This window comes from Flavobacterium cheongpyeongense, assembly GCF_003202435.1.
GTDB lineage: Bacteria > Bacteroidota > Bacteroidia > Flavobacteriales > Flavobacteriaceae > Flavobacterium > Flavobacterium cheongpyeongense.
Genome location: NZ_QJHK01000004.1, coordinates 313,190 through 336,429, shown reverse-complemented (window position 1 = coordinate 336,429; position 23,240 = coordinate 313,190). Strand labels below are relative to the sequence as shown.

Genomic DNA, 23,240 nt, shown 5'->3' with positions numbered 1-23,240 from the left:
CATTTATCCTTTTAAATTTTTTAAATTATCGATACTAATCGAACCTAAATTTCTAAAGATCGAAACTAAAATAGCCAATCCAACTGCAACTTCAGCCGCTGCAACTGCCATCGAAAAGAACACAAATACCTGTCCCTGTGCATCCTGATGATAAGTCGAAAAAGCAACAAATAAAAGGTTTACTGCATTCAGCATGATTTCGATAGACATAAAAACGATAATCGCATTTCGTCTGTACAATACACCAAAAATACCAATACAGAAAAGTACAACACACAAAAAGATGTAGTTTTCAATACCTATTTGATTTAATATATTACCCATTATTTATTTAATTTTTCTTTTTTAGACAATAATACAGTTCCAATCATCGCTACTAAAAGCAAGATCGACGCAAATTCAAACGGAACCATATATTCGTTCAATAATATTTTACCCAAAACTTTTATCGATTGAAAATCTTCTCCTGTAGAATCATAATCTCCAACTATTGGTTTCGAATTGATAAAAATTGTAATCAATACAATCACAATCAAACAGAAAGAAACAATAGCGCCCAAACGTGTAATTCTGGGTCTGTGTACCTGATGGCGTTCATTGAGATTCATTAACATAATCGTAAACAGGAACAGAATCATAATCGCACCCGAGTAGACTATAATATGTACAATTGCCAAAAACTGGGCATTTAATAACAAATAATGACCCGCAATCGAAAAGAAACAAATCACTAAATAAATAGCGCTGTGAATTGGATTTCTACTAAAAATGGTCAAAAAAGCAGTAATAACCGTTATAAACGCTAAGAAACAAAATAGTACTTGTACAGTAGTTGCATGAGCAAAATCAGGAATATGTATCATTTAGTTAGCATTATTAAGTTGAGCATTTTTCATCGCCACATCAAGAGGCATCACCAATCTGTCTTTTCCAAAAATGAAATCTTCTCTTTCATAACTGGAAGGAACCAATACTTTTGATGTAGTCAGATAAATTGCATCTTTCGGACAAGCTTCTTCACATAAACCGCAAAATATACAACGTAGCATATTGATTTCGTAGATAGAAGCATATTTTTCTTCTCGGTATAAATGTTTTTCATCTGCTTTTCGCTCGGCAGCCTTCATTGTAATCGCTTCTGCAGGGCAGGACAAAGCACATAATCCACAGGCAGTACAGTTTTCACGTCCTTGTTCGTCCCGTTTCAGCTGGTGTTGACCACGATACACAGGGCTCATTTCACGTACTTGTTCCGGATAATGAATAGTAGCTTTCTTTTTGAAAAAGTGTTTGATCGTAATCAATAAACCTTTTACAATCGCCACAAGATACAATCGCTCCAAAAAAGTCATCTCCTTGTTAGAGACCAACTTCTTTCTACCCGATAATGATATAGTTTCTATAGACATTTCTTTTATTTTTATTTTGTAGCTAATCCTGCTATCCGCTTGTATCTTTTTTGGCAGAAAAAGCCAAAAAAGGATACCGCTTCTATCAGGGCTAGGACATTTGGGTATTAATATTATTTATTTTTTATAGCCTATTTTGGTTCTTTCAAATTTATTTTCTTGTTTGTCCATCAACTCATCTAAGTAAGTAAAGACCAACTCAATGTTTTTGTCATGATTAATTAGTTTTTTCTTAATCATATCAACTTCTAATTTTAAATTCAAATTATCAGTCAGGAAATCTCGCAAACTCACAAAGACTTCAATAATCTTAATGCTCATTTGAGTTGCTCTTTCACTTTTTAGAACACTGGCTAATTGTAAAACTCCGTGTTCTGTAAAAACATATGGCAATGAACCTCCCAGACTTTGTTTTGAGGTTATCGCATTTTGCGACACCATTAATTCAATTTCTATTTCATTTAACCTAAACATAAAATGTTCAGGAAATTTTGTACTATTTCTTTTTACTTGTTCTCTTAATCTCCTTGGTTCAACCTCATATAGTTCTGCTAAATCCCTGTCTAACATTACTTTTTGATTTCTAATAAAATATATTTTATTAGTTATTATTTCATTTGGAATAATTATTTGACTCATTGTAATGTTATTTATAAGACGAAATATATCTCTTTGAAAGGTGTCGCATTTTGCGACACCTTTCAAAATTTAAAATCCTAAATAAACTGCTATATCGTGTCTCAAAATAACAATTCCGGTAACGATAATATTAGCAATAGAAAGCGGAATCAAAATTTTCCATCCCAGATGCATCAATTGGTCATATCTAAATCTTGGAATCGTCCAGCGAACCCACATGTAGAAAAAGATCCAAAAACATATTTTAGCAAACAAAACCACAATTCCTAATAGGTTAGCGATGTTTACACCTGCATTTTCAACCATCCAGGCCATTCCGGGATAATTGTACCCTCCAAAAAACAATACGGATATAATAGTCGCCGAGATAAACATATTCGCATACTCAGCAAACAAATAGAATCCCATTTTCATAGATGAATATTCAGTATGGTAACCACCAATCAATTCAGATTCACATTCTGCCAAATCAAAAGGCGTTCTGTTTGTTTCGGCAAAAGCACAAATTAGGAAAATAAGAAAAGATAAAGGCTGATAAAAAACATTCCAGTTCATTCCGGCTTGTTGCTCGGAGATTTCTTTTAAACTCAAAGTACCTGTCATCATCAACAAAGCAATCATCGATAACCCCATCGCAACTTCATAAGAAACCATTTGAGAAGCCGCACGAACGGCTCCCATCAACGAGAATTTATTATTTGATGCCCATCCACCAATCATGATTCCGTACACTCCAACTGAAACAACGCCAAAGAAGTATAATAAAGCAATATTAATATCGGTAGCTTGTAGTAAAATGTCCCTTCCAAAAAGATGTAATCTGTCTCCCCAAGGAATAACAGCACTTGTCATCAAAGCGGTACTCATGGCAATAGCAGGCCCTACAACAAATAAAAATCGGTTTGGTGTATTTGGGAAAAACTCTTCTTTCGAAAATAATTTTAAACCATCAGCAAGAGGCTGTAATAATCCTCCCCATCCGGCACGGTTTGGTCCCACACGATCCTGTAAAAAAGCAGCAACTTTTCGCTCAGCCCAGGTAGAATACATTGCCATAATCATCGTTATGGCAAAAACAACTACAATAACAACACTTTTCTCTATAATAAATGTACTATCTACCATGTTTAAGAATTTTGGTTGTTAGTGTTTAACGGAATTTCAGCCATACTGATTTTTTTACGATCTATATCTCTTCCTAAAAGAATATTCTTTTCGGTATCGATTTGTACTTTCTCTAATTTTTGAGTGTAGTTATTTTGATTGATCACAGAATCTTTTTCAAATTCTCTTGGTCCTTCAATCACCCAGTCATTTACATTTTTATGGTCAAAACGACAGCTGTTGCAGATAAACTCTTCTACTTCATGATACTCGTCTTTACGACCTGTTACACGCTGAATTTCTCCTCCAAACATCCAAACGGTAGTTTTACCGCAGCATCCAGGAGTCGTACATTCTCTGTGCGCATTATAAGGCTTGTTGAACCAAACTCTCGATTTAAAACGGAAAGTTTTATCTGTCAATGCTCCAACCGGACAAACATCAATCATGTTTCCGGAGAATTCATTGTCGATAGCTTTAGAAATACCGGTAGAAATATTAGCGTGATCTCCACGATCTAATACTCCGTGAACTCTGTTGTCTGTTAATTGATCAGCAACCTGTACACATCTTTGGCATAAAATGCAACGGTTCATATGCAGTTGAATATTCGGACCGATATCTTCTGGTTCGAATGTTCTTTTTTCTTCTATAAAACGTGATTTTGGATTTCCGTGTTCGAAACTTAAGTTTTGAAGATCACATTCACCAGCCTGATCACAAATCGGGCAGTCTAATGGGTGATTGATCAATAAAAATTCTGTTACAGATTTCCGGGCTTCCGTTACTCTGTCTGAAGATTTACTGTTCACTTCCATTCCGTCCATACAGCCTGTTACACAAGATGCCATCAATTTTGGCATTGGTCTTGGGTCAGCTTCACTTCCTTTGGAAACTTCCACTAAACAGCAACGGCATTTTCCACCGCTTCCTTTTAATTTGGAGTAATAACACATGGCTGGCGGAACTAAATCTCCTCCAATCATACGCGCCGCCTGCAGGATGGTGGTTCCTGGTTCTACGTCAATACTTTGACCGTCTATGGTTACTTTCATCTCTGTTAATGATTTGAATGTCGAAAGCCTATATTCAAAAGATTTGCTGTCCTTTTTATATTAGTAACTTCGTACTTCTTTTATATTTTTATTATACGATTATTTTACTGCCTACTAAATGTTTAACCTGAGAAAAAGGTTCAGTAACAAAATGATCTCTGTGTTTTATTTTTTCAGGGAAACGAACATGGTATTCAAACTCTTCTCTGAAATGACGAATAGCTGCTGCAACTGGCCACGAAGCTGCATCACCAAGCGGACAAATCGTGTTTCCTTCGATTTTACTTTGAATGCTCCATAACAATTCAATATCCTCTTCACGGCCATGACCGTTTTCAATACGATGTAATATTTTTTCTAACCATCCAGTTCCTTCACGACATGGTGTACATTGCCCACAAGATTCATGGTGGTAAAAACGGGCAAAATTCCATGTATTTCTCACGATACATGATGTGTCGTTGTAAACAATAAATCCTCCTGAACCTAACATAGATCCGGTAGCAAAACCACCATCACTTAAAGATTCGTATGACATTAAACGGTCTTCACCATTAGCTGTTTTAAAAATCAATTCAGCCGGTAAAATTGGCACTGAAGAACCTCCCGGTACTAAAGCTTTTAAAGGTCTGTTTGATGACATTCCGCCTAAATACTCATCAGAATTCATGAATTCTTCAACAGACAAGCCTAATTCAATTTCATAAACCCCAGGGTTTTTGATGTGTCCTGAAGCCGAGATTAGTTTAGTTCCTGTAGAACGTCCAATTCCAATTTTAGCATATTCATCACCTGAATTGTTGATAATCCAAGGCACGGCAGCAATAGTTTCTACATTGTTTACTACTGTTGGATTTGCCCAAAGTCCTGAAACTGCAGGAAAAGGTGGTTTAATACGAGGATTGCCTCTTTTACCTTCAAGTGATTCTATAAGTGCAGTCTCTTCCCCGCAAATATAAGCTCCGGCTCCACAGTGAACATATAAATCTAAATCGTAACCTGTACCTAATATATTTTTTCCTAACCAACCCGCAGCTCTTGCTTCGTTGATTGCTTTTTCTAAAATTTTGAAAACCCACATATATTCTCCACGAATGTAGATATAGGATAGGTTGGCACCTAAAGCGAAACTGGAAGTAATCATTCCTTCAATCAATAAATGAGGAATAAACTCCATCAAATAACGATCTTTAAAAGTTCCTGGTTCAGATTCGTCAGCGTTACAAACTAAATGTCTTGGTTTTCCTGATTTTTTATCAATAAAACTCCATTTCATTCCCGCCGGGAAACCTGCTCCACCACGACCTCTGATTCCTGATTTTTTTACTTCTTCAACCACTTCGTCAGGTGTAAGCGTTTTTAAAGCTTTTTCTACAGAAGCATAACCCCCATTCTGGCGATATACTTCGTAGGTTTTAATACCCGGAATATTGATTTTGTCTAATAATATTTTTTTTGACATATTTATTTTAAATGTTTGTCTAAAAATGTTTTTAATTTTAAAATGTATGGGTTTTCTAAATTCTTAATATCCCACAAACTTTCGTCTTGAAAATCTCTATTTGGATCTTTACATTTGTCTTTTTCTTGATTCGTAACTCCGTGTAAACATTCCAAATAGCTGTATATTTTTGATTTTTTGGCTGGAATCGTTAATGATTTGTCTTTGGACAAACAATTTTCGAATTCATTCCAACATTCAAAAATTTGTAAATGTTTTTTATTGATTACATTTTCTAATAAATCTTCTACCGTTCCTGTATCTTGATGGTTTGGCAATACAAAAATATCATATTTCGACCAATTCCAAGTTGCCATTAATTCAGTTACGAATTTGATTGTCGCATCAAAACCTGGCTTATCAGTTACTTTTTCATCATCAGCATCCAAAAATATCAACGAGGTGTAATCTGAAAAATCATTCGTTATTCTTAATTTATGATTCTTTAATTTATTCCAAGACCCTAAATTGTAAATAACATTATTCTTTTTTAATTCTTCTTCACTAATTGCTATTTTATAATGAACAAATAGAAAATCTCTTAAAAATCGTTGATCTGATATACCTTCGCAGAAAATTTTAATATTCATATTTTTAACGATTTTCGGTATAAATATCTCCTCCTACATCTTCAAATTCATTATAAGGAAAGCAAATTGCTTTAATGGTTTTATCTTTGTTTTCTTTTAATTTAATCAAACGTATATCTTTCTCATTAACTTCTTTTGCCGCTTTAACATAATCTTCAATACATTCACTCGAATGAGTTGTTGCAAATAATTGCACATCTAATTCCTTGCAAACCTTCATTATATTTACCCAAAAATCTTTCATTTTTGAATAATGAATTCCTATTTCAATTTCATCGATTAATATTCTTTTTCCTTTTAATGATAATGCTTTCAATACAATATAAAATATTCTTTTGAAACCATCGCCTAGAAAATTCAAAGGAACAAATTCGTCTTTATCTTCAAAACTGATTAAAAAAACGGATTTTAAATCTTCAAAATTCTCTCTTAATTCAATATCAACGATATTTGGATTAACTACTTTTAAAACATCAATTAAGATTTGTTTTTCTCTTTTTGTTTTTAATGTTTCATATACACTTCTCGACTCCTGTTCTAAAGGAGTGTCGTTAAAACTGATTAAGGGAAAATTTAAAATATTCTCATCATAATCGTAAATCCAATAAGTTACAACATCTTCATCTATTGAATCTGTTTCATAACAAATAAATTGTTTAACATAATCTTCTTTCTTTATATTTGAATTAATTTCAAATCCGTTCAGATGTTTTTTAACATTCTCTTTAGGATTTATTTTTAATTCAACATTTTTATTTTTATTGTTGTTCGTATAATTAAAAGTTATTTTGTTAGAATATTTTCCAAAAATATATTCTTTAAAATAATTCTTTTTTGGATAGAAAATTTCAGTTGTTGAAACATCATTTACTTTTCTAGTAACCTCTTCAATCTGAAATTTAAGTCCTCTTTTTGTTAACGCTAAATAAAAATTTGATAATAATTGAAATTTGTTCTCATCAAACAACAAAGCCTCCAACAAACAAGTCTTTCCGACATTATTATCGCCAACAATCAAATTAAATTGTCCAATATCATTCACTTCAAGAGAGTCAAACTTCTTGAAATTTTCGATTTTGAAATATGTTAAATGATTGTTTTCCACTTTTTATTTATCGTGTAATATTATTTTATTATCTCTGCAATCAGCGATTAACTGATCGATTTTTTCTTCTGTCAGTTTTTCTTTGTAGAAATCGCCCAACTGCATCATAGGAGCGTATCCGCATGCACCTAAACATTCTACACCGGCAATGGTAAACATTCCGTCGGGAGTTGTTTCGCCCATTTTAATGCCTAATTTTTCAGAAGTGTAATCCATTAAATTTTCAGCACCATTTAAACAACAACAAGAAGTCTGGCAGAATTCGAACATGTATTTTCCAATTGGTTTTTGGTTGTACATGGTATAAAAAGTAACTACTTCGTAAACCTCAATTGGTTTGATGTGCAAAATTTCAGCAACTTTATCCTGTAATTCAATACTCAGCCAGTTGTCGTGTGCATCCTGCACTTCATGCAGAACAGGTAACAAAGCTGATTTTCTTTTATCTTCCGGATAATGACTGATGAGTTCATTGATGCGGGACATCAATGCTTCAGTCATATTTATTTCTTGTTTGTAATGTTTACGTTCCATTTTTTATTATTTTGAATCTTAAATTTTAAATTCTAAATGTTTTCGGCATTTATAATTTATAACTCAAAATTTATAATTCATTTTATGCATCTAATTCTCCGGCAATAACATTTAAGCTTGACAAAATAACAATGGCATCTGATAGTAATGCGCCTTTGATCATTTCCGGATAAGCCTGATAATAAATAAAGCAAGGTCTTCTGAAATGTAATCTGTAAGGTGTTCTGCTTCCGTCAGTTACTAAATAAAATCCGATTTCTCCATTTCCACCTTCAACTGGGTGATAAATTTCTGCAACTGGTACAGGAACTTCTCCCATTACAATTTTAAAGTGATAAATTAAAGATTCCATTGAAGTATAAACGTCTTCTTTTGGAGGAAGATAATAATCAGGAACTTCTGCATGATATTCATTTCCGGGCGGCATTTTTTCCAGTGCCTGACGAATAATGCTTAAACTTTCCCAAACTTCGGCATTACGAACACAGAATCGATCATAAGTGTCCCCCGATTTTCCAACAGGAACAATAAAATCGAAATCCTCGTAAGAAGAATAAGGCTGTGCAACACGAACATCGTAATCAACCCCGGCAGCACGTAAGTTGGGTCCTGTAAATCCGTAAGCCATTGCCTGTTCTGCTGTGATTGCTCCAACGTTTACCGTTCTGTCAATAAAAATTCTGTTTCTTTCGAATAAGTTTTCGAATTCTTTCCAGGCAATTGGAAATTCTTCAAGGAATTTGTCGAGTTTTTTAAACGCTTCGGGAGACCAGTCTCTTTCAAAACCACCGATTCTTCCCATATTGGTTGTCAAACGGGCACCACAAATTTCTTCGTAGATTTCGTAGATTTTTTCTCTAAATTGAAAAACGTATAAGAAACCGGTATAAGCACCAGTATCTACCCCTAAAATTGAATTACAGATTAAGTGATCTGTGATACGAGCCAATTCCATTACAATAACTCTCAGATATTGTGCTCTTTTAGGAACTTCAATACCTAATAATTTTTCTAAAGTCATCCACCATCCCATGTTGTTGATAGGAGAAGAGCAATAGTTCATACGGTCTGTAAGAGGCGTAATTTGGTAAAAAGGACGGTTTTCTGCAATTTTTTCGAAAGCCCTGTGTATGTAACCAATAGTTGGTTCTGCTTCCAGAATTCTTTCTCCGTCCATCAACAAAATATTTTGAAAAATACCGTGAGTAGCTGGGTGTGTAGGGCCTAAATTCAGTACTGAAAGCTCGCTTCCGTCTTCGTTTAGTTTATCCTTTATAATTTTAGCATATCGATGCTCTGGTGATAATAATAGTTCTGACATTTATAATGTTGAATTACTTATTTAGCAATTTGTTGTTGTTCTTCCAAAGAATCGGTCATCTTTATCAGTTCTTCCACTGTCTTCCATTGGAAATTCTTTTCTCATCGGGAAAGAAACCATTTCATCCATATTCAAAATACGTTTCAATTGCGGATGACCAATAAAGTTCACGCCAAAAAAATCATATGTTTCTCTTTCCATCCAGTTGGAGCTTAAGAAAATATTTGAAATTGTTTTGATTTCAGGTTTTTCACCGTTAAGGTATACTTTAATTCTTATGCGTTTGTTTTCATACCAGTTATGAAGATGGTAAACAATTGCAAACTGGCGCTCTGTTTCATTATCAGGATAATGAATGCCACATAAGTCAGTTAAAAAATGAAATCGTAATTCCGGATCGTTTTTAAGAAAAAGAATCAGGGCTGTAATTTTATCAGCAGAAGTTTCAAATGAGTAAATGTCTCTTTCCTGTTGAAAGTTAAAAACACTTGAATCAAATGTTTCGATAAGTTTATCCTGAATCAGGGTGTTTTCTAAAGCCATCTTATGAAATGTTATAGGAAGCTAATAATTCTTGATATTCCGGAGAGCTTCTTCGTCTCACAGATTCACTTTTTACCAATTCTTGAAGTTTCATCACACCGTCAACAATTTGTTCTGGTCTTGGAGGGCATCCTGGCACGTATACATCAACAGGAATTACTTTGTCAATTCCTTGTAAAACTGAATAAGTATCGAAGATTCCGCCTGATGAAGCGCAGGCTCCAACTGCAATTACCCATCGAGGTTCAGACATTTGTTCATAAACCTGCCTTAAAATAGGAGCCATTTTTTTAGAAATAGTTCCCATTACCATTAACATATCAGCCTGACGGGGAGAAAAACTCACACGCTCAGAACCAAATCGGGCTAAATCGTAATGTGAAGCCATAGTAGCCATAAATTCTATACCACAGCATGAAGTTGCAAAAGGCAATGGCCAAAGAGAATTTGCTCGTGCCAGACCCACAACGTCATTTAGTTTTGTGGCAAAAAAACCTTCACCAACAACACCTTCAGGAGGGGCTACCATATTTACATTTGAATTGCTCATTTTATTTTAGATTTTAGATTTTAGATTTTGGATTTTTTTCAATCCTAAATCGGAATCTATATTTTAAAAATCAATATTATTTTTTTTGAGAAATTTATTTTCAAATCTAAAATTCTAAATCCAAGCAATCTAAAATCTAAAATCTGAAATCTAAAGTTTCTTTATTCCCAGTCTAAAGCTCTTTTTTTGATGATATAGAAAAAACCAACTAACAACAAAGCCATAAAAACAATCATTTTTAGCATCCCTTCCATTCCAAGTTCTTTAAAGTTTACAGCCCATGGATAAAGGAAAATCACCTCTACATCAAACAGGACAAATAAAATGGCTACGAGGAAATATTTTACTGAAAAAGGAATACGGGCATTACCAACGGATTCTATACCGCACTCAAAGTTTTTATCTTTAGTTTCTGAGGTTCTTTTTGGGCCTAATTTTCCAGAAATAATGATAGTTCCTACCACAAAGCCTACAGCTAAAATAAGCTGCATTAAAATAGGTAGATAGCTGTATTGGTCAGATTGCATAAACTTAGGTTTTTTACTTAAAAATAAGTCACAAAGATAGCTTTCAACTCTGTAAATCACAAGCTAAAAAATGATTTAAGTATAGTGCCAGATGAGCTTTGAGTGTAATTTTTATTGATTATAAATAATAAATTAAACTTTCACATTTTTTTAACCAGAAAACAAAAAAAAAACGTTTCGAAATAAATCGAAACGTTTTAAACCATTCAGAGGCAAAAAAAATAAATTGCTATATTTTTCTTAGATTACTGCTACTTTAGCAGCAACTTTCCCTTTTCTTCCTTCTTCTTCTTCGTAGCTTACACGGTCACCTTCGCGTAATTCTTCCGCGTTAATTCCTGAAGCGTGAACGAAGATGTCTTTTCCTGTTTCTTCGTCTGTAATGAATCCATAACCTTTAGATTCATTGAAAAATTTTACTGTACCTGTACGCATTGTAATTGTAATAATAATTTATAATAAAGCAAATGTAACATATAAATTCATACAAAAGACACTAAGGTGTTAATTTTTTGTAAAAATTATTGATTTACAGTGTTTTCGGTGTTTAAATTACGGGAAATTTGATATTGATATCTTTAAATTAAGACTGATTTATTAAAGATAAAGCAATTCTTATAGTTATTTTGTTGTAATAAACGGACTACTTATTAAAAATTCACATTTTTGAAATTCTTATGCTAAATCGCAATAGGTAACAAAAAAACAAAGAGCAATAAAATTAATTATCGCTCTTGTTTTTATCGAAAATTACAGAAATTTATTTTAAATCCAATTTAATTGACAATTCTTTCAGTTGCGAATCATCAATTGCAGCGGGAGCGTCGATCATTACATCACGCCCTGAGTTGTTTTTAGGAAAAGCAATAAAATCCCTGATGGTTTCCTGACCTCCTAAAATCGCTACTAATCTATCCAGTCCGAAAGCTAATCCGCCATGAGGTGGTGCTCCAAACTGAAAGGCATCCATTAAGAACCCAAACTGAGCTTTTGCTTCTTCTTCTGTAAAGCCTAAATATCTGAACATTAATTGCTGTGTACCTTTATCGTGAATACGAATTGAGCCTCCACCAATTTCATTTCCATTGAGAACCATATCATAGGCATTTGCACGAACTTTACCAGGATCAGTTTCTAATAATTCCATATCTTCCGGTTTTGGAGATGTGAAAGGGTGGTGCATCGCATGATAACGTCCACTTTCTTCGTCAAGTTCCAATAATGGGAAATCTACAACCCAAAGAGGCGCAAAAACTTCAGGATTTCGTAATCCTAATCGGGTTGCCAATTCCATACGAAGTGCAGAAAGTTGTGCGCGGGTTTTATTTGCTGGTCCCGAAAGAATAAAAATCATATCACCAGGTTTTGCACCAGTTGCTTTTGCCCAATTTCCTAAATCTTCCTGATCGTAAAATTTATCTACAGAAGATTTATAAGTTCCATCATCATTGCATTTAGCGTAAACCATTCCTGAAGCACCAACCTGTGGACGTTTTACCCAGTCAATTAATCCGTCAATTTCTTTACGAGTGTAATTTCCTGCGCCGGGAACAGCAATCCCAACCACTAATTCTGCAGCATTAAAAACCGGGAATTCTTTGTGTTTTGCAAATTCGTTTAATTCTCCAAATTTCATTCCGAAACGAATGTCTGGTTTGTCGTTTCCGTATGTTTTCATGGCATAATCATAGGTAATTCTTGGGAATTTATCTACTTCGATGCCCTTTATTTCTTTTAGTAAGTGTCTGGTGAGTCCTTCAAAAATATTCAAAATGTCTTCTTGTTCCACAAATGCCATTTCGCAGTCGATTTGTGTAAACTCAGGCTGACGGTCAGCACGTAAATCTTCATCTCGGAAACATTTTACGATTTGGAAATATTTGTCCATTCCGCCTACCATCAATAATTGTTTGAAAGTTTGCGGAGATTGTGGCAAAGCATAAAATTGTCCTTCATTCATACGGCTAGGTACAACGAAATCCCTCGCTCCTTCAGGAGTTGATTTGATTAAGTAAGGGGTTTCAACTTCGCAGAAATCTAAGTCAGACAAATATTTACGGACTTCCATTGCTACTTTATGACGGAAAAGCAAACTGTTTTTTACAGGATTTCTTCGAATATCTAAGTAACGGTATTTCATTCTGATATCTTCACCGCCATCTGTTTCATCTTCAATAGTAAATGGAGGCGTAAGCGCTGCATTTAGAATAGTCAGTTCAGCAACTAAAATTTCGATTTCACCAGTCGGGATATTTTTGTTTTTGGCTTCACGCTCAATAACAGTTCCTTTTACCTGAATTACAAATTCTCTTCCAAGTGTTTTTGCTAATTCGAAAACCGTTTTATCGGTACGACTTTCGTCGAAAATAAGCTGCGTGATTCCGTAACGGTCACGTAAATCAACCCAATTCATAAATCCTTTATCGCGTGATTTCTGAACCCAGCCTGCAAGTGTAACTTCGGTATTAATATTTGAGGCATTTAATTCGCCACAATTATGACTTCTATACATTGATCAAAATTTTAGACTGCAAAAGTAAACACAAAATTCAAATTAATATAGTAAAGTAATGACTTGATGCTTATAAATTTGAAATATTTTGTTAAGAGGTAAATTTCTCACACAGAATTTCTTTAGATTTGACCTATTCAAAATAAAATACTGTCAATCATGAAAAAAGTTTTCCTTTTAGCCCTAATGATACTAAGCGCTTTTAATGTTAATGCACAAACCAATAATAAAATTAAGTTTACCGCTAAAATTGCGAACAGAAATAGCGATACTTTAGTTATACGCGGAGCAAATAATTTTACCCAGGTCATTCCTGTTGATAAAAAGGGAGTTTTTGCTGCTACTTTTGAAGCACCAAAGGGATTTTATCAATTTTCAGATGGCAGTGAAGTTTCTGGTTTGTATCTGAAACCGGATTCAGAAATAAACCTGACAATGGATGCCAAACAATTTGATGAGACTATTGTATATAAAGGTAAAGGGGTGGATGAAAGTAATTTTCTGGCTCAGTATTCTTTAAGCAATGAAAAATTTCAAAATGAAGCTTTCTCAAAAGAAGAAGCCGAATTTAAAGCACTATTAGATACAAAAACAAAGCTGGATAATGAAAACATTGAAAAGGGAAAATTTGATCCGGAGTTTCAAATGGCTTTAAAAAATTCATTTGCACAGTTTAATCAATATGCAGTTCAGTCCTATGAAAGTACCGCTAAAGCAAATAAATTAAAAGGAAAACCTTCTCCTGATTTTGATTATGAGAATTATAAAGGAGGCAAAACAAAACTTTCTGATTTAAAAGGGAAATATGTCTACATTGATCTTTGGGCTACATGGTGTGGCCCCTGCAGAGCCGAGATTCCTTTTTTACAAAAAATAGAAGAGAAATATCACGGTAAGAATATTGAATTTGTAAGCATTTCGATTGATAAGGCAAAAGACAATGAGAAATGGAAAAAATTTGTATTGGATAAAAATTTAGGAGGAATCCAGTTATTTGCAGACAAAGACTGGGAGTCTGAGTTTGTAACCAGTTATGGTGTAACCGGAATTCCGAGATTTATATTAATAGATCCAAAAGGAAATATTTTGAATCCGGATGCAGAAAGACCGTCTTCACCAGAACTTCAAAAACAACTCGATTCACTATTGAACTAAGATTATTTATGAAATTTACAACGTTATCGTAATTTTTTTAAAACTCATAAAACCTAGTAAAACCAATGCCTGAGCATTGGTTTTTTTATATTTGGCTGATTTCCAATGTTAAGTTTTTACTCAATGTTATTAAATTGTTAAGCAAAAGTTTTTTTAATGTAAATTATTAATTATATTTGATAAAGATTTGATAACATTAATACCTCAAAATATGAAAAAGTGTGTAATTTTAGTTGCAATATTGTTCTCTGGAATTTTAGTTGCACAAGAAACTAAACCTGAGTTGGAAGCTGTTGGAAACAAAGTAAGAGCTACTTATTATTATGAGAATGGCAAAGTACAGCAGGAAGGTTTTTTTAAGGAAGGTAAATTAGATGGTGTTTGGCTATCTTATGACGAGAACGGAAATAAAAAAGCCATTGCTGAATATACAAACGGATTAAAAACCGGAAAATGGATTTATTTTAACGACAAAAATATTTGTCAGGTAGATTATTCAGACAGCAAAATTAAATCGGTTAAAAACTTAGAAGAAAAAGTTTTAGCCCATACAAATTAAGATTCATTTAGTTAAGAAAAAGGGAGAAAATTCAATTGAATTTTCTCCCTTTTTGATTTTTTTATAAATTCTTATTTGTTTTCTTTTGGCTTTAATGAAAAAGAAGCATAAAGCGTAACTAAGGCTAAAACAACCCAGAAAGCATCAACAAAGAAAATCTGTATCTTGTTTTGTATAAAGGAGTTCCAAAACCAATTTCCGCTAACAATTCCGTTTATAACAGGAATTAAAAATCCTAAAACACTTCCAGAAATTAAGCACCATTTATTTGTGAAAGCATTGTTTCTTTTAATAATAAAAAAGATAGTAAGTAATAGCCAACCTATAAAATAAATACTGTACAAACCTGACTGGGTTAAAGGATGAAATAATTTAGTGGCTATAAAAGACAATGCAGTAATTGGGTACATGCTCAAACAGATTGCCAGGTAAATACCAACAACACCTTCATTAAAGCGACGTTTCTTTTCGGGCATGTTTTTCTTGTCTCTGGCAACTAACCAGATCATTACACCGGAAATAATCACAAAGCAGGTTATGATTCCCAAAATAAAACTCACTATTTTCAAGACATATCCTCCATAATCACCAAAATGAATGCGGTATAAAACATTTTTTACTACATCTAAATAATTATTTTGCGTTTCAGGATTTTTCTTTGCAATTTCTTTTCCGTCAGAAATGCGGTAAACTACTTTTCCTATTCCGGTAAATTTTTTAGTACTTAATAATTCACCCTCTACGAGAACATGCATATTGGTATCCCCATAATTTTGAATATAAACACGATTGATTTCAAAATCGCCCCAGTTACTTTTTGCTTTTGAAACTAATTGATTGATATTGAAAGTTGTTTCTAATTTTTTGTTGTCAAATTTATACTCAGGATCAGTATATTCAAGTTCTTTGTATAATTTATCCTGATCGCCATTGTAGAGTGCCATTACAGCAGGGGCAACAATTAGTAGTTTGATCATGAAAAAAGCACCGGTTACCGCATATACAAACTGAAAAGGCAATCCAATCATCCCTAATGCTGTGTGGGCATCAGTCCATAATATCTTAAGTTTTTCCTTCGGACGAAAAACATAAAAGTTAGACACTATTTTTTTCCAGTGCAATAAAACTCCGGTTACAATTGCAAATAAAAAAAACAAAGCGATAAATCCCGAAAGATAATATCCCACAGGATAAGGAATCTGAGCCAAAAAGTGAAGTCTGTATAAAAACTCTCCCAATGAATAAGATTCTTCATAAGTTGATCTTTTATAGTTTTTGGTATCTAAATAAAAAAAGCTTCCTTCTTTTTGTTTAGCCTGAGCCAAAGTATCTTTTGTTCCTTCCAGATAAATGCTAACCCTTTTTTCGTTACTGTGCTTAGAAATAGTGATATTTCGCCCGTGCAAAATATATTCATTATCCAGTTTTTTTAAGGCGGTATCATAGTTTAAATCAATTTCTTTTGAATAAGAAGTCGATTCATTTCGCTCCCAATTGATGATTTCGTCCCTGAAAAAAGAAAATGATCCGGCAAAGAATATCACAAAAAGAACAACACTAATGACAATGCCGCTAACGGTATGGGTGTGAAAATAAATATTATAATTACGATTACTCATAGTGTTAATTATACGTTTGTCCTAAATAGATTAAAAGAGAGAAAACAAATGAAAGGAATAGGTAACTCAACCAGATTTTCCATCCGTTTTTGGCTAAAAAAGCAACAATCATCAGGGCTACCCAAAGAATGAAGCCACTAAAAGCCATTGTAATCAGAACATCTGCACGATTCAACCAGCTGGCTAAAGCCAAATGAAATGTTACAGAAACAAAATAGCCGCCCAGAATGGCAGCAGTAATTTTGGCAAACCGTTGCCACTTTGATTGTGTTAAGTATTTTGGATTTGCGGGCATGATTAGGAGTAATAAAATTCTAATAAACCGATTATTATAAAAAGAATCAATAAAGATGAGCGACTTATTTTTTTTAACGGAGTCAATACTACAATTAAACTCCCTACTGCCATAAGCTGAATAAAAAATAGTAAACTCCCACAGCCCAAAGATTTTGTAAAAAGCCAAAAACCATAAGCAGTCAAGAGTAAAACTAATCCGGTGATTTTGGTTTGTTTTGGGTTTTTCTGCATCCATTTTTCGAAACCTAAATCATAGGATAGAACAGCTTTTTTCGAAGTATAATATAAGGTGTAAAAAGCTAAAAAAACGATTAGACTTGCTGTTGTTATCATGATTTATGAATTTTAAAACACCTTTCTAATTAAACAGAAAGGTGTTTTGTTACTAATTTTTATTAGAATCTATATGTGAAACTTGCAGCAATACTTCTAGGATCTTTTGGATGAACCGTTGACCATCCGTCATAGATTTCTTTGTTTGCAATGTTGTTTAATTTTACGTTTATTCCAAATTTTTCTGCGTTGTAGAACAAAGAAGAGTTGAAAACAACGTATTCAGGTATTGTAAATTCTCCAGATGTCCATCTGTTCATGATTTTATTGTCTCCTAAATAATTTCCTCCAAACCCTAATCCAAATCCTCTTAGTACTCCTGTTGTAAATTTGTAACTAGCCCAAAGGTTTGCCATTTGCACCGGTCCGGCACTTTCAGGTCTGCGGGCGATAAAATCTAAATCACCTGCAGTTAAAAGAGATTCGTTGTAACTGTAACCTGCAATAATGTTTAAACCATTAATTGGATTGGCAACTATTTCAGCTTCTATACCTTTATTTTCTTGTGCTCCATTGGTATAATAAGTAACGTCAGTTGCATTTGGTCTAATGCTGTAAACCTGATCAGTTACTTTTATTTGGTAGTAACTTACAGTTGCGTAGAGTTTATCTTTGAAAAGATTTAATTTTGTTCCTGCTTCCAATTGGTTCGCTCTTTCAGGTCCAAATGTTCTTGCTGTTGTAACTGTGCCATTGACATCTGCAGCCGGAGCTACGTTTGAAAATCCGTTCATGTAATTAGCAAAAATAGAAACCGTATTTAAAATTGGCTGATATACGATTCCAAATTTTGGAGAAAATGCGGTTTGGTTGTAACCGTCATTTTCAGCATTCATAAAACGATCCGCGCGTAAACTTACCATAGCTGATAAATTGGGAAGAATGTTTAATACATCTGAAAAATAGGCGCTGTAAGTTTCTTGTTTTGTTTTACTGCTGTTTCTTGGGGCATTACCTAATAGTGCATCAGACCTTTCTTTAGTCAAAACACCCGTATCTCCGTTTGAAGGGCCAAAAACACTATTGAAAGAAGCTAAATTATCCCCAATATAAATGTAGCCGTTTGCAGCATAGTTTGAACTATGGTCTGCAAAAGTTCTTTTGTAATAATCTAAGCCAACAACCAGTCTGTTTCTTAAGCTTCCGATTTTAAAATCACCAATAAAATTTTGTTGGATATCAGTAGTTTTGTTGTTGTTTTCCTGATAATTAAAATAACGACCCAAGACTATTCCTTCAGTAATAGTTGGGAAATATTGTGTCCCTTCATACAGGTAGGAATAGTAACCCTCAGATTTTGAGGTACTATTTGAGAAAACAGTCTGTGAAGTCCATTGATCAGAAAGTTTGTAAAACATTTGAGCCTGTATGTTAAAAGAAGGTGTTTTAATAGTTAACTCGTCACTGGTATAGGAGCGTTTATTATCATATTTTAGTTCGTCAATATTATGAACTCTTAACGGATATCCCCTGTCAAAAAACAACATGGTTGGGTTAGTAGTTTCATTGCTCATAAATTCAGTTTGTACTAAGAATGATAATTTATCATTTAATTCATAAGATAAAGACGGAGCGATAAAGAACGATTCTCTAAAACCCGCATCCTGAAAACTATTTTGGTCATTATATGCAGAGTTTACTCTGAAATTTAATGTTTTCTTTTCATTTAATGAAGTATTAAGATCTACTGTTGCTCGGTTTAAAGCATAACTTCCAGTTGTATAAGTTATTTCGCCACCAAATCCTTTGTAAGGTTTTTTGGTTGTGGTGTTAATTACCCCTCCGTATGATATTAAACTGCTTCCGAATAAAGTTCCGGAAGGACCTCTTAAAATTTCGATTCTGTCAATATTTGCCGGGTCTAAACTTCCATTTGTTAAACCAGGTAATCCATTAACCATCGTTGGTTGTACAGAAAATCCTCTCAGCGAATAATATCCTGCACCATCACCTCCACGACCGGTAGAGGCCCAAAGTTGTGTTACTCCAGGAGCGTTTTTTAAAGCGTCATCAAAATTAGTTACTACCTGTTCTTTTAAGACCTCGCCAGTTATTGTTGTATAGACTTGTGGATTTTCAAGATTTTTAAGAGGCAGTCTGGATACCTGCTGATTTTCTTTTCGGGCAAAATGATTTGTTTTACCGGCATTAATAACTACTTCAGTTAATTCTTCCGAGTTAGTAGAGATAGTGAAATTTTCAATATGTTCTTCACCGTCATTGATAATTATGTTTTTTTCTTTAGTAGAATAGCCAACACCTGATACTTTTATGGTATAAGATCCAGGTTTTACATTTTTTATTTTATAATTTCCAGCTTCGTCCGTAATAGTACCTAAACGGGTACCTTTTAATATGACAGAAACATTTTCTGGTGTTTCATTGTTGTTTAAAGTTATTTTACCTTTTATAGTTGTTTTTTCTTGTGCACTGATTGATGTACCAGTTAACAAAATAAAGAATAAACTTAATAGTGGTATTGTAAATCTTATTTTCATCTTATTTAGAATTGTTTTTGATAGCGCAAATTTAGGTTTTGAATAGCAACTACGCAAATTATTTTTATTTATTCTAAATAAAATATTAATCAAAATTTAAAACGTATTTTTATTTAAAAAATTAACATTTTAAGCCCATTTGATATTGTAAGAAAAAAACCTACTCAAATGAATGAACAGGTTTTTTCAATTTAAATCAAATCAACAATTAACTAATGCGTGTGTTTAGGGTTAAAACCGTCTTCGCTTAATTCGGTGTGCTCATAATCAGCAACCATTTCTGCTTCGTAATCGATTTTATCTCCTTTAGAGAATTTTTGAATAATTTTCTCCATAATATTATAAATTACCGGAACCACAATCAGGGTTAAAAATAAAGAAGAAATTAATCCCCCGATAATTACCCATGCCAGACCGTTTTTCCATTCAGCTCCTGCTCCGGATGCCAATGCAATTGGGAACATACCAAACACCATCGCAATTGTAGTCATCAAAATTGGACGTAAACGTGCGTGATTTGCCTGTATTAATGCTGTTCTGATCGATTCTCCTGCAGCTCTTCTCTGGTTCGTATAATCGACAAGCATGATCGCATTCTTACACACCAGGCCAATCAACATGATTATCCCTAATATGGTAAAGATGTTTAATGTATTATTGGTCAAAGCTAAAGCTAACATCGCTCCGATAAAGGATAATGGTATAGCAAATAGTACTACAAAAGGGTGAACAAAACTGTCATACAAACCAACCATTACCAAATAAACTAAAATAATAGCAGCCAGTAAAGCGATTCCTAAAGTACCAAAACCTTCACTTTGATTTTCCTGATCACCTCCCCAAATATAGTTTACACCAATTGGTTTTTTAAGCTTATCTAATTTTTCCTTCCATTGGGTAACAATTGTTCCAGAAGCAACCCCAACGTTTTGTCCTTGTACTGTTACCGAAGCCGTTTTGTCTCTACGCTCTAACTGGCTTGGGCCTGAACCTTCTGTAATGGTTGCAAATTGTGATAATTTAATTTGCTGTCCGGTTGAATTAATAAAAATCAAATTACTAACATCAGTAATACTTTTTCTATCAAAAGCATTATACTTAATATTGATGTCATATTCGTATTCGCCTGCTCTGAACTTACCATCGGTATTTCCACTATAAGCGGTTTGCATCGTTAAACCAACTGTTTGTAAAGTCAATCCCAAAGCGGCCATTTTATCACGATCTACCTTAACATTGATTTCAGGATTACCGTCTTCAACTGTTAATTTAATCTCTGTTGTTCCAGGGATTTTACGTAATTCAGCTTCAGCTAATTTAGCAAAAGCCATAGCTGTTTCAGTTGAAGGACCTGTTACGATCAAGCCTAAAGTAGCATTATCTGCTGTTCCTAAAATACCAACCGGAACCGTTTTAACTTTGGCACCAACTAATACTTTTTCTAATTTACGTTTAATTTTAGCAGCGTATACAGAAGCTCCGTCTGTACGATCTTTTTGCTCAATCATTTTAACATCAATCTCTGCTTTGTAAGCGGTTGCTTGTGATGCTCCAAGACCTTCACTAGTTTGTCCTACTGTTGTAATTTGACTGTGAACATATTCTTGCGTTTTCAAAAAGGCTTCTGCTTTTTGTGTCATAAAGTTAGTTTGTTCTAACGAAGCGTCTTTAGGCATTTCGATCTGAACTAAAAACTCACCACTATCTGATGCAGCGAAAAACTCACCACCTATGAAACCGCCACCCATTAATCCAATTGTAGATCCAAAGAACAAAATAAGTACTACAACAAGAGTTTTTACATAATGATCTAAACACCATGTTAATAAGTGAGAAACCCAGTCTGTAAAACGTGTTAAATAATTTTCAAAACCAAGAATAATTTTTCCGAATAAATTTTTTCCTTCAATATGCTCTAATTTCCCAAAACGAGATGACAACCATGGAATAATAGTAAAAGAAGCTAAAAGCGATAGTAAAGTTGAAATAATTACAGTAACACAAAATTGTGTAATAATATTAGAAACTAAACCAGAACTCATTGCAATAGGCAGGAATACCACCACAATTACTAAGGTAATCGAAGTTACGGTTCCGCCAATTTCGGCTGTACCATCATACGAAGCGCGAATTCGGCTTTTACCCATTTCCATGTGCCTGTAAATATTCTCCAAAACCACAATTGCATCATCGACCAGAATACCTACCACCAGAGACAATCCTAATAAACTCATTAAGTTTAAGGTGTATCCCATTAAATAAATTCCGATGAAAGTTGCAATTAACGATGCCGGAATCGAAACCATTACAATTAATGAGTTTCTAATACTGTGCAGGAAGAACAACATTACTAGAGCCACCAGAATTACGGCTATTAATAAATCGTGAACTACTGAATCAGCAGCTTCCAAAGTAAAAATTGTACTGTCTTTTGCTACTTCTAATTGTAAATTGTTTTTTTCATAATCTTTTTCAAGAATTGCAATTGTTTTTAGTAATTGCTCACTTACGGCAACCGCATTCGCATCTGATTGTTTAATAATTTGTAAAACAATCGCACTTTTTTGATCAACACGTGATATTTTTTCAGCTATTTTCTGTGTATCCTGAACGTCAGCAATATCACTTAAACGAATTTGAATTCCGTTTTGAGAAGAAACTACTAAGTTTCTTAGTTCTTCAACATTTTTATATTTACCCGCTAAACGAATTAATATTTTTTGATCACGGGTCTGGATGTTTCCTGTTGGAAAATCTAAGTTTGAAGACAAAATGGTCTGCTGAACCTGAGGAATTGAAAGCCCGTAACCCTGCATTTTCACAGCATCCAGATTTACCTGAATTTCACGCTCAGAACCACCAATAATATTTACTTGTGCGACACCTTGTACACGAGATAAAATAGGCGCAATTTTTTTATCAATTAAGTCATAAAATGCTGCTTCATCCATTTTTCCATTGGCACCAATTGTCATAATTGGCAAATCGCTCAATGAGAATTTAGTTAACGCAGGCGTTTCAGCATCATCAGGTAAATCACTAATGATAGCGTTGATTTTTCGCTGAGCATCATTCATAGAGAAATCAACCTTTGCATTTGAAGTCAAAGTAATGGACACAATAGACAAACTCTCGTAAGATTTTGAGTCAATTTTCTTGATATTCTCTAAGGACGCAATCGCATCTTCAATTTTCTTGGTTACCGTATTCTCAACCTCACTTGGAGAAGCTCCCGGATAAATTGTAGAAATGGTAATAACATTTTGTTCAAATTTTGGTATCAGCTCGTAGCCCAGTTGGCTGTAACTGAATAATCCACCAAGTGTCAGAATTGTAAACAATACAATTACCAACGACGGACGTTTAATGGATATTTCGGCTAATTTCAT

At 33.8% G+C, this 23,240-nt stretch carries 23 protein-coding genes; 2 read left to right on the top strand and 21 right to left on the bottom strand.

Annotated features, from left to right (window positions below; translation table 11 throughout):
- Positions 1-3 precede the first annotated feature (3 nt).
- From nuoK to aspS, 16 genes are all read right to left on the bottom strand, one after another.
- Entirely contained in the window at positions 4-324 is a 321-nt protein-coding gene (nuoK, locus tag DMB65_RS07255) for an NADH-quinone oxidoreductase subunit NuoK (protein ID WP_110305969.1), read from the bottom strand.
- Entirely contained in the window at positions 324-863 is a 540-nt protein-coding gene (locus DMB65_RS07250; protein ID WP_110305968.1) for an NADH-quinone oxidoreductase subunit J family protein, read from the bottom strand. The genes nuoK and DMB65_RS07250 overlap by 1 nt, the downstream gene beginning before the upstream one ends.
- A complete protein-coding gene (locus DMB65_RS07245; protein ID WP_110305967.1) occupies positions 864-1,409 on the bottom strand; it encodes a NuoI/complex I 23 kDa subunit family protein in 546 nt (181 codons plus the stop codon).
- Positions 1,410-1,526: 117 nt separating this feature from the next.
- Complete coding sequence (locus tag DMB65_RS07240) at positions 1,527-2,048, bottom strand: ORF6N domain-containing protein (protein WP_110306001.1); 522 nt, start codon at positions 2,046-2,048, stop codon at positions 1,527-1,529.
- A 69-nt stretch (positions 2,049-2,117) separates the two neighbouring features.
- Positions 2,118-3,173, bottom strand: a complete 1,056-nt coding sequence (nuoH, locus tag DMB65_RS07235) for an NADH-quinone oxidoreductase subunit NuoH (protein WP_110305966.1) — start codon at positions 3,171-3,173, stop codon at positions 2,118-2,120.
- Positions 3,174-3,175: 2 nt separating this feature from the next.
- On the bottom strand, positions 3,176-4,207 hold the full coding sequence (locus tag DMB65_RS07230; RefSeq protein ID WP_110305965.1) for a 2Fe-2S iron-sulfur cluster-binding protein: 1,032 nt from the start codon (positions 4,205-4,207) through the stop codon (positions 3,176-3,178).
- A gap of 91 nt (positions 4,208-4,298) precedes the next feature.
- Positions 4,299-5,669, bottom strand: a complete 1,371-nt coding sequence (gene nuoF / locus DMB65_RS07225; protein ID WP_110305964.1) for an NADH-quinone oxidoreductase subunit NuoF — start codon at positions 5,667-5,669, stop codon at positions 4,299-4,301.
- Positions 5,670-5,671: 2 nt separating this feature from the next.
- Positions 5,672-6,298: a DUF3226 domain-containing protein gene (locus tag DMB65_RS07220; RefSeq protein WP_110305963.1), complete on the bottom strand. Its 627-nt coding sequence runs from the start codon at positions 6,296-6,298 to the stop codon at positions 5,672-5,674.
- Positions 6,299-6,302: 4 nt separating this feature from the next.
- Positions 6,303-7,403 (bottom strand): AAA family ATPase, encoded by a 1,101-nt coding sequence (locus DMB65_RS07215; protein ID WP_110305962.1) that lies wholly within the window; start codon positions 7,401-7,403, stop codon positions 6,303-6,305.
- A gap of 3 nt (positions 7,404-7,406) precedes the next feature.
- Positions 7,407-7,937, bottom strand: a complete 531-nt coding sequence (locus DMB65_RS07210) for a complex I 24 kDa subunit family protein (RefSeq protein WP_110305961.1) — start codon at positions 7,935-7,937, stop codon at positions 7,407-7,409.
- A gap of 82 nt (positions 7,938-8,019) precedes the next feature.
- Positions 8,020-9,258: an NADH-quinone oxidoreductase subunit D gene (locus tag DMB65_RS07205; protein ID WP_110305960.1), complete on the bottom strand. Its 1,239-nt coding sequence runs from the start codon at positions 9,256-9,258 to the stop codon at positions 8,020-8,022.
- 21 nt (positions 9,259-9,279) lie between these two features.
- On the bottom strand, positions 9,280-9,801 hold the full coding sequence (locus DMB65_RS07200) for an NADH-quinone oxidoreductase subunit C (protein ID WP_110305959.1): 522 nt from the start codon (positions 9,799-9,801) through the stop codon (positions 9,280-9,282).
- Position 9,802: 1 nt separating this feature from the next.
- A complete protein-coding gene (locus tag DMB65_RS07195; RefSeq protein WP_110305958.1) occupies positions 9,803-10,351 on the bottom strand; it encodes an NADH-quinone oxidoreductase subunit B in 549 nt (182 codons plus the stop codon).
- 161 nt (positions 10,352-10,512) lie between these two features.
- Entirely contained in the window at positions 10,513-10,878 is a 366-nt protein-coding gene (locus DMB65_RS07190; protein ID WP_110305957.1) for an NADH-quinone oxidoreductase subunit A, read from the bottom strand.
- Between the two features lie 240 nt (positions 10,879-11,118).
- Positions 11,119-11,313 carry a cold-shock protein gene (locus DMB65_RS07185; RefSeq protein ID WP_007137066.1) on the bottom strand — a complete coding sequence of 65 codons (195 nt, stop codon included), beginning with the start codon at positions 11,311-11,313 and terminating at the stop codon, positions 11,119-11,121.
- 325 nt (positions 11,314-11,638) lie between these two features.
- On the bottom strand, positions 11,639-13,390 hold the full coding sequence (gene aspS, locus DMB65_RS07180; protein WP_110305956.1) for an aspartate--tRNA ligase: 1,752 nt from the start codon (positions 13,388-13,390) through the stop codon (positions 11,639-11,641).
- A 159-nt stretch (positions 13,391-13,549) separates the two neighbouring features.
- On the opposite strand from aspS, the gene DMB65_RS07175 reads away from it, so the two are divergent.
- Positions 13,550-14,545 (top strand): TlpA family protein disulfide reductase, encoded by a 996-nt coding sequence (locus tag DMB65_RS07175; RefSeq protein WP_110305955.1) that lies wholly within the window; start codon positions 13,550-13,552, stop codon positions 14,543-14,545.
- A 211-nt stretch (positions 14,546-14,756) separates the two neighbouring features.
- Positions 14,757-15,104, top strand: coding sequence for a toxin-antitoxin system YwqK family antitoxin (locus tag DMB65_RS07170; protein WP_110305954.1), 348 nt, complete (start codon positions 14,757-14,759; stop codon positions 15,102-15,104).
- A 71-nt stretch (positions 15,105-15,175) separates the two neighbouring features.
- Here the strand turns inward: DMB65_RS07170 and DMB65_RS07165 are convergent, their stop codons facing one another.
- The 5 genes from DMB65_RS07165 to DMB65_RS07145 form a co-directional block, all read right to left on the bottom strand.
- Positions 15,176-16,723, bottom strand: a complete 1,548-nt coding sequence (locus tag DMB65_RS07165; RefSeq protein ID WP_110305953.1) for a PepSY-associated TM helix domain-containing protein — start codon at positions 16,721-16,723, stop codon at positions 15,176-15,178.
- 4 nt (positions 16,724-16,727) lie between these two features.
- On the bottom strand, positions 16,728-17,018 hold the full coding sequence (locus DMB65_RS07160) for a hypothetical protein (protein WP_078226945.1): 291 nt from the start codon (positions 17,016-17,018) through the stop codon (positions 16,728-16,730).
- A 2-nt stretch (positions 17,019-17,020) separates the two neighbouring features.
- Positions 17,021-17,353 carry a hypothetical protein gene (locus tag DMB65_RS07155; RefSeq protein ID WP_110305952.1) on the bottom strand — a complete coding sequence of 111 codons (333 nt, stop codon included), beginning with the start codon at positions 17,351-17,353 and terminating at the stop codon, positions 17,021-17,023.
- 62 nt (positions 17,354-17,415) lie between these two features.
- On the bottom strand, positions 17,416-19,851 hold the full coding sequence (locus tag DMB65_RS07150) for a TonB-dependent receptor (protein ID WP_110305951.1): 2,436 nt from the start codon (positions 19,849-19,851) through the stop codon (positions 17,416-17,418).
- 212 nt (positions 19,852-20,063) lie between these two features.
- Positions 20,064-23,240 carry an efflux RND transporter permease subunit gene (locus DMB65_RS07145; protein WP_110305950.1) on the bottom strand — a complete coding sequence of 1,059 codons (3,177 nt, stop codon included), beginning with the start codon at positions 23,238-23,240 and terminating at the stop codon, positions 20,064-20,066.

What these genes read in the sequence shown, in the direction of transcription:
- DMB65_RS07145 (WP_110305950.1), bottom strand. Translation starts at nt 23,240, where the DNA reads ATGAAATTAGCCGAAATATCCATTAAACGTCCGTCGTTGGTAATTGTA.
- DMB65_RS07200 (WP_110305959.1), bottom strand. Translation starts at nt 9,801, where the DNA reads ATGGCTTTAGAAAACACCCTGATTCAGGATAAACTTATCGAAACATTT.
- DMB65_RS07220 (WP_110305963.1), bottom strand. Translation starts at nt 6,298, where the DNA reads ATGAATATTAAAATTTTCTGCGAAGGTATATCAGATCAACGATTTTTA.
- DMB65_RS07175 (WP_110305955.1), top strand. Translation starts at nt 13,550, where the DNA reads ATGAAAAAAGTTTTCCTTTTAGCCCTAATGATACTAAGCGCTTTTAAT.
- DMB65_RS07165 (WP_110305953.1), bottom strand. Translation starts at nt 16,723, where the DNA reads ATGAGTAATCGTAATTATAATATTTATTTTCACACCCATACCGTTAGC.
- DMB65_RS07240 (WP_110306001.1), bottom strand. Translation starts at nt 2,048, where the DNA reads ATGAGTCAAATAATTATTCCAAATGAAATAATAACTAATAAAATATAT.
- DMB65_RS07170 (WP_110305954.1), top strand. Translation starts at nt 14,757, where the DNA reads ATGAAAAAGTGTGTAATTTTAGTTGCAATATTGTTCTCTGGAATTTTA.
- nuoK (WP_110305969.1), bottom strand. Translation starts at nt 324, where the DNA reads ATGGGTAATATATTAAATCAAATAGGTATTGAAAACTACATCTTTTTG.
- DMB65_RS07245 (WP_110305967.1), bottom strand. Translation starts at nt 1,409, where the DNA reads ATGTCTATAGAAACTATATCATTATCGGGTAGAAAGAAGTTGGTCTCT.
- DMB65_RS07230 (WP_110305965.1), bottom strand. Translation starts at nt 4,207, where the DNA reads ATGAAAGTAACCATAGACGGTCAAAGTATTGACGTAGAACCAGGAACC.
- nuoF (WP_110305964.1), bottom strand. Translation starts at nt 5,669, where the DNA reads ATGTCAAAAAAAATATTATTAGACAAAATCAATATTCCGGGTATTAAA.
- DMB65_RS07185 (WP_007137066.1), bottom strand. Translation starts at nt 11,313, where the DNA reads ATGCGTACAGGTACAGTAAAATTTTTCAATGAATCTAAAGGTTATGGA.
- aspS (WP_110305956.1), bottom strand. Translation starts at nt 13,390, where the DNA reads ATGTATAGAAGTCATAATTGTGGCGAATTAAATGCCTCAAATATTAAT.
- DMB65_RS07250 (WP_110305968.1), bottom strand. Translation starts at nt 863, where the DNA reads ATGATACATATTCCTGATTTTGCTCATGCAACTACTGTACAAGTACTA.
- DMB65_RS07195 (WP_110305958.1), bottom strand. Translation starts at nt 10,351, where the DNA reads ATGAGCAATTCAAATGTAAATATGGTAGCCCCTCCTGAAGGTGTTGTT.
- DMB65_RS07160 (WP_078226945.1), bottom strand. Translation starts at nt 17,018, where the DNA reads ATGCCCGCAAATCCAAAATACTTAACACAATCAAAGTGGCAACGGTTT.
- DMB65_RS07205 (WP_110305960.1), bottom strand. Translation starts at nt 9,258, where the DNA reads ATGTCAGAACTATTATTATCACCAGAGCATCGATATGCTAAAATTATA.
- DMB65_RS07190 (WP_110305957.1), bottom strand. Translation starts at nt 10,878, where the DNA reads ATGCAATCTGACCAATACAGCTATCTACCTATTTTAATGCAGCTTATT.
- DMB65_RS07150 (WP_110305951.1), bottom strand. Translation starts at nt 19,851, where the DNA reads ATGAAAATAAGATTTACAATACCACTATTAAGTTTATTCTTTATTTTG.
- nuoH (WP_110305966.1), bottom strand. Translation starts at nt 3,173, where the DNA reads ATGGTAGATAGTACATTTATTATAGAGAAAAGTGTTGTTATTGTAGTT.
- DMB65_RS07210 (WP_110305961.1), bottom strand. Translation starts at nt 7,937, where the DNA reads ATGGAACGTAAACATTACAAACAAGAAATAAATATGACTGAAGCATTG.
- DMB65_RS07155 (WP_110305952.1), bottom strand. Translation starts at nt 17,353, where the DNA reads ATGATAACAACAGCAAGTCTAATCGTTTTTTTAGCTTTTTACACCTTA.